The following is a 6,444-nucleotide window of genomic DNA, read 5'->3' as shown; positions in this document are numbered from 1 at the left end:
TCCAGGTCCAGGCAGACGGATCTGAACACGTTGGAGGCGACAGCCACGAGCGACCGCACCGGCCGGACGTCGATCAGCGCACACGCGGCCGTCCAGGTCGATCCGACACCGGACGGCGGGATCCGGGTGAGCGAGCTGCGGTCACAGGTACCGCTGGTGCTGCGCCGCACCGGCACGACGGACAGCAGCTGCGGCTCCGATGCCCTCCCGCACGGGTACCTACCGACTGCGACCGTCCATCTGGTGAATGCGGCGGCCGGTCCGCTGGCCGGTGACCGGCTGCGGCTCGACATCAGCGTAGGAGCCGGGGTGGCGTTGGTGCTGCGCACGGTGGCTGCGACCGTGGCCCTACCCGGCCGCGGGGACCACTGCGGTAGCAGCGATGAGAACGAGAACGGCCATGGGAACCGTGCGGACCCGCCGTCGTTGTTCGACGTACGCGCCGACGTGGGGCCGGATGCGGCGCTCGCGTACCTGCCCGAACCGACCGTGGCCGCCCGCGGCTGCCGCCACCACATGCGGGCGCGCATCCGGCTGGCGTCAACCGCCCGGCTGCTGTGGCGGGAGGAAATCGTCCTCGGACGTTTCGGTGAACCAGCGGGCTCGATCTCCTGCGCACTGCACGTCGACGTCGAGGGACAGGGACAGGAACAGGGACGCAACGGCCACAACCGGGAGGGCCACAACCGAGAAGGTCGCAGCGGGATGCTGCGCCCGCTCCTGCGCCAGGAGCTGTGCCTCGATCCGGGTATGCCCGGCCTTGACGGGCCGGCTGTCCTCGGTGGCGCCCGCGTGACCGGTTCGCTGCTGATCGCGGGCCCCGGGCCGGACGGGCTCGGGACCGCCCCGGCGGTCACGGACACCTTCGCCCTGCTCCCCCTGGCCGGGCCGGGGGTTCTGATCAGCGCACTGGCACCCGACGCGGTCGCACTCCGCCAGGCTCTGAACACGGGCCGAACCATGGTCGCCCGCTGGTGAGCGGCGGTGCGATGCCCACGGCCGTCAGGCCTGCGGCGGGGCCGCGCCCTCAAGCGGAAACACCAGGCAGGTGCTGCTCGCGGTGGCGAGTTTCCTGCCGTCGGCGCCGCAGACATCCCCCTCGGCGAAGACAATGCGGCGACCAGGTCGGACGACCCAGCCGTGCGCGGTCAGGCCGCTCGGGCGACCGTCAACCACCTGGATCGGCCGCAGATAGTTGACCTTGATCTCAATGGAGGTGTATCCGAACCCGGCTGGCAACGTGGTGTGCACGGAACAGCCCGTGACCGTATCCAGGAGAGTGCAGACAAGACCGCCATGTATCATGCCAATCGGGTTGTATGCGGATTCGTCCGGGGCACAGTGAAAAACAACGTCCCCCTCGGCAACCGCACCGATCCCGAAATCAAAATGCATGGCGATCGGCGGGGGTGGGACCACGCCGTCACGCATCGCCAGGAGGAAGTCAAGACCGCTCATGGTCCGCCCCATCGCAGCAGTGATCATTGGATCATGCCAGGTGATTGTCTTACTGCGGGGCTCGCCCCACTCAACAGCCGGTGGGCGCGGCTCAGTCGTAGTCATGGTCGCTAGATTAGAGCGCCCCAGCCCTGCGATGCCGCACCCTTATTGTCGGTCGCTTTTTGTGGTCAGTGCCTCACACGGGCCACGGCTACGGCTACGGTGGCCCGGGCAACCAGGTATAGTTATGGACATTTCCGTCACCGAACAAGCCCACTAGAAGACTGAGTGCAACATAATCAGCGAATGAGCAGGATCCGCGGAAGCGAGCACCCCGCCGCCACCCGAGAGGTTCTCCTCGCCGCCGCGCGGCACCGATTCGGGACTCAGGGGTACGCGGCGACCGGCACCGAGGAGATCGTGGCCGACGCGCAGGTGACGCGTGGGGCGCTTTATCATCACTTTCGCGACAAGGCTGATCTCTTCGGCGCGGTGATGGAACAGGTCGCCCTTGAGGTCGCCGAACAGCTCGTCACCACCGAGCTCAAGCGCGCCACGGACGAGCCGGCCACCGACGCCTGGGAGCAACTGCGAACCGGCTTCCAGTCTTTTCTCGACATCTGCACCGACAGCGACTTCCAACGTATCGTGCTGGTCGACGGCCCGGCGGTACTCGGCCACGACGCGTGGGACGTCCTGGTCGAACGGCACGGCTACCGCCTGCTCGCTGAATGGCTGAGCAAGGCGATCGACGACGGGCGGATCGACCCGCTGCCGGTCGCGCCCCTCACCCGGGTGTTGGCGGCCGTCCTGTCCGAGGCGAGCCTGTTGATCGGCCGGGCCTCGGAACCCGCGAAAGTCCGACGTGAGGCCGGCGAGGTTCTCGATCGGCTGCTCGTCGGCCTGGAAGCGAAAAAGTAACGAAAACAAGAAGGTAGCGAGAACGTTGCGAGCCGGCCACCGTCGAGGTGGCCGGCTCGCAACGTGGTGCCAAGTGGTGGCGGTAGTGCCAGGCGGTAGTGCCAGGCGGTAGTGCCAGGCGGTAGGGGACGAGCCGTCCCTGAAACGCAACGCGCAGGTATCGCGCCTCGCGCCTCAGACGCTGCGCATGGCCCGCAGGGACTCCTTCAGCGACGACGTGGTGGCAAGCACCGCGGAGGTCTCGTACCCGCAGTGAGCCATGCAGTTGGCGCAGCGGGGGTCCTTACCCCGGCCGTAGGCGTCCCAGTCAGTGGTCTCCACCAGCTCCTTGTAGGACGACACGTAGCCGTCGCTCATCAGGTAGCACGGCTTCTGCCAGCCGAACAGCGAGTAACTCGGGATACCCCAGGCCGTACACGAAAGATCGCGCTTGCCCTCCAGGAAGTCCAGGAAGATCGGCGAGTGGTTAAGCCGCCACTTCTCGCGCCGGCCGTCACCGAAGACCTTGGCGAACAGCTCGCGGGTCTGCGAGACGCCGAGGAAGTGCTCCTGGTCGGGCGCCTTCTCATACGCGTAGGCGGGCGAGAGCTGGATCTGGTCGACCTTGACCTCGTCGTTGAGGTAGGACAGAACGTCGATCACGTCCTGCGGGCTGTCGTTGTTGAAGAAGGTGGAGTTGGTGCCCACCCGGAAGCCGGCTGCCTTGGCCGCGGCGATCGCCTCGATCGCCTCGTCGAACGTGCCCGCCTTCTCCACCACCGTGTCGTGCCGCTCGCGCAGCCCGTCGATGTGGACGATGAAGGTGAAGTAGGGCGACGGTGTGAACTTCGCCATCTTCTTGCGGAGCAACAGCCCGTTAGTGCACAGCAGGACAAACTTCTTGCGGGCGATGAGCTGACGGACGATCTCGTCGAGCTGCGGGTGCATCAGCGGTTCACCACCGGCGATCGCGACCACCGGTGCGCCGCACTCCTCCACCGCGGCCATGGCGTCCTCGACGCTCATCCGCTGCTTGAGTACGGACGCAGGGTGCTGAATCTTGCCGCAACCGGTGCATGACAGATTGCAGGCGAACAACGGCTCAAGTTCGAGAACAAGCGGAAAGTGCTTACGACGCAGCACCTTCTGCTTGGCCAGGTACATCCCGATCCGCAACGAGTACCGCCACTCCACCGCCACGGCAATACCGCCCTTCGGCGTCGACGTCGTGCGGCCGGACGGCCGCTCCATCTCGACAACATACAGGGTGTACGTACAGCTTGTATGTTCGTCGAGAACGTTGGATCGGCCACTTCTCCCCGTCCTACCCGGCCGACCCCGACCCGCATCGGACATCCGTCACCGCAGGTCAGCGACCTAGTCGGAGTTTTAGACCAGAAATCCGGACGGAGCCGTGTCGGGATCCGGACAGCGGGAAGTAAACGATCACCACAGGGCGACGGCACTGGACCGGAAGGCCCAGCGACCCCCAGCCGCGGCCCGACCAGGCCCGGCCCACGGTGGCGCCACCCGGGCCTGACGGGGACATGCCCGGCAGGCATTGGTCCTGCGTTCCACCGCCGGTCGGCGTTGCGCCGCCGGTGTTGGACGAACGTCACATCGCCCGCCATAAGCTGGACATCGGCCCCAGGCGCGCGCCGTGGTAGCAACGGTCTGGCCTTCGCAACCCCGCCAGGAGTGACGTAGGCCATTCCCAGGCCGCCCAGGTTCGCCAAATCCGCGACATCAGGCCGGGTATGACCGACCCCGCGGCAAACCGAGCGGCGATTGTGTGTAGACCTGACGGGTGAGTCCCGAACCGGCCAACCAATGGCTGTCCCCGGCGACGCCTAACATCGGCGAAAAAGACAGTGGGCAGCAGCGCGGAGGTCACATGGGGTTGGGCACGCGTTGCAGGCTGAAGGCGGGCGTATGACGCGAAGCGGGCACACGGTCACGCACCTGATCGGCGGGCGGTTCCGGCTGGTCGAACGGCTCGGCTCGGGCGGGATGGGGACGGTCTGGCGGGCCGTCGACACCGGCACCGGTGTCGAACGTGCCCTCAAGGAGATCCGCATTCCTGACAACCTCTCGGCCCAGGACCGCGAACTGCTGATCGAACGTGCCCGCCGCGAAGCGCGCAACGCCGCCCGGCTCGGTGCCCATCCCCATGTGGTCACCGTGTACGACCTGGTCGAGGACCACGGTGCGCAGTGGATCGTGATGGATTTGGTCCCAGGACGTTCGTTGGCGGCGGTGATCGCGCAGGACGGTGCGCTGGACGAGCCCGAGGTCGCCCGGATCGGTATCGCGCTGCTGGACGCGCTCGTGCACGGACACCGCAAAGGAGTTCTGCACCGCGACGTCAAACCGTCGAACGTCCTGATCACCGCTGACGGTACCGTCAAACTCGCGGACTTCGGCGTCGCGGCCTACGAGACCGATCACCGGATCACCGCGGCCGGGGGCGTGGTCGGCACACCCGCCTATATGGCTCCAGAACGTATCCGCGGGGATGAGGCCGGTCCGGCCAGCGATCTTTTCTCGCTCGCGACGACCCTGCTGCATGCGGCGGAAGGCGTCTCCCCGTTTGGTCGGGATACCACCTTCGCGACCATGCACGCGGTCGTCTACGAAGGGCCGAGCGCGCCGATGCGCGCAGCCCGGACCTTTTCGATACTCCAACCGATTCTGGCCAAGAATCCGTCCGCTCGGCCCACGACGGAGCGGATTCGCCGCCAACTACAGGCCGTCGTCTCGGCGCCGGCGACAGAACCGCCCGCACGACCGGCCCCGGTTCCGGTAGCCCCACAGGCAGCCCCACAGGCAGCCCCACAGGCAGCCCTACCGGACATGCCCCGGGAAGCGCCACCGGTGGCGAGCCCGAACGCCTGGCCGACGTCGAACGCGTTCTACGAGGCACCGACCATGGTTGCCAACGTCGCCAACGTCGCCAACGTCGCCGGCGGGACCGCCATCGGCGAGCAGGATGGCGATGACCTCGACACCGTCGGCCTGGAGGTCCTGACCTCCGGAGTGCCGAGGCCACGCCGGCCACGATCACAGCCCGACATCGACCCGGCCACGATCGAACAGCCGGTATGGGTCGGTCCGGACGCGCGGCAGGCCGCGAACGGTTCCGGGAAGGCCGCGCGCCCGGGCAAGGCACGGGCGTCCCGGCGGGGCCTGCTGCTCGCCGCCGTCGCCGTCGCCGGTCTGGGCGCCGGCGCCGGATCGGCGGCCTGGGCTGCCCGCCGGATCGGCCGGCCGGCCGCCCCCGCACCACAGACGGTGGACCTGGGTCCGCTCGCGTTCTGGCTCCCGGGAAAGCCCGACGTCGAGTTCGCCGGCTCCTTCATCGCCGACCACAACGGTTATTACCGCCACGCAGGGTTCACCCGTACCGAATTCCATGACGGTGGGTCGCGGGCCCGAACCGTGGTGGCGTCGGTGGCTTCCGGTGCGGCATTCGTTGGGGTTATCGCGCCGGACACCCTTCCGAAGGAAATCGCCAACGGCGCACGGCTGCGGGTAATCGGCACACAGCGACAGAAGTCGCCCTGGGCCATCGTCTCACTTGCTGACAAGCCGATCAGAACACCGCAGGACATGACCGGTATGAAGATCGGGATGGCGGCGGGCAGCACAGCCGTCTGGACGTCGTTCCTGGCCGCCGTGGGAGTGGCGGAGACGGCCGTCACCCAGGTCATCACGCCCGACCATCTGCGGGCAGTCGCGGAACGCCAGGTCGACGGGGCACTGTCGTCGGTGATCGACGCCCCCGCTGCCTTCGCCCGCCAGGGCGTCGCCACCTCGACGTTCCTGCTTGCCGACCACGGCTACCAGCTGGTGTCCAACGTGTACGTGGTGAGCGCGGACACGGTGGTCAGGTCGAGGCAGAAGGTCAAGGCGTTCCTGGCCGCCGAAATCCACGGCTGGAAGGACGACCTGGCCGACCCGATGCTCGGCCCCCGGCTATTCGCCGAAGTCTATGCCCGGTCGTCGGGGCTCGACATCGACGAGCAGGTGGCCAGGAACAGGCGACTGAGCACCCTTGTCGAGAGTGCGGACACACATCGCAACGGATTGTTCACGATGACTGAC

5 protein-coding genes are annotated in these 6,444 nt (G+C 67.5%); 3 read left to right on the top strand and 2 right to left on the bottom strand.

The window, feature by feature from the left end; translation table 11 throughout:
• The coding region (locus tag U9980_RS05760; RefSeq protein ID WP_322766990.1) for an urease accessory protein UreD at positions 1-978 on the top strand (978 nt) is incomplete at its 5' end.
• 24 nt (positions 979-1,002) lie between these two features.
• On the opposite strand, the gene U9980_RS05755 is transcribed toward U9980_RS05760, so the two are convergent.
• Positions 1,003-1,563 (bottom strand): PaaI family thioesterase, encoded by a 561-nt coding sequence (locus tag U9980_RS05755; RefSeq protein ID WP_322766989.1) that lies wholly within the window; start codon positions 1,561-1,563, stop codon positions 1,003-1,005.
• 183 nt (positions 1,564-1,746) lie between these two features.
• On the opposite strand from U9980_RS05755, the gene U9980_RS05750 reads away from it, so the two are divergent.
• A complete protein-coding gene (locus U9980_RS05750; RefSeq protein WP_322751021.1) occupies positions 1,747-2,361 on the top strand; it encodes a TetR/AcrR family transcriptional regulator in 615 nt (204 codons plus the stop codon).
• Between the two features lie 174 nt (positions 2,362-2,535).
• Here U9980_RS05750 and hpnH read toward each other — a convergent pair whose 3' ends face one another.
• Positions 2,536-3,540 (bottom strand): adenosyl-hopene transferase HpnH, encoded by a 1,005-nt coding sequence (hpnH, locus tag U9980_RS05745; RefSeq protein ID WP_322751030.1) that lies wholly within the window; start codon positions 3,538-3,540, stop codon positions 2,536-2,538.
• 732 nt (positions 3,541-4,272) lie between these two features.
• On the opposite strand from hpnH, the gene U9980_RS05740 reads away from it, so the two are divergent.
• Positions 4,273-6,444, top strand: a 2,172-nt coding sequence (locus tag U9980_RS05740) for a protein kinase domain-containing protein (RefSeq protein ID WP_322766988.1), incomplete at its 3' end; no start/stop codon positions are given.

The organism is Protofrankia sp. Cr1, from assembly GCF_963555865.1.
In the GTDB taxonomy this organism is placed as follows: Bacteria; Actinomycetota; Actinomycetes; order Frankiales; family Frankiaceae; genus Protofrankia.
Note: the sequence above shows the minus strand (reverse complement) of the source record. Positions and strands in the feature narration are given on the sequence as shown.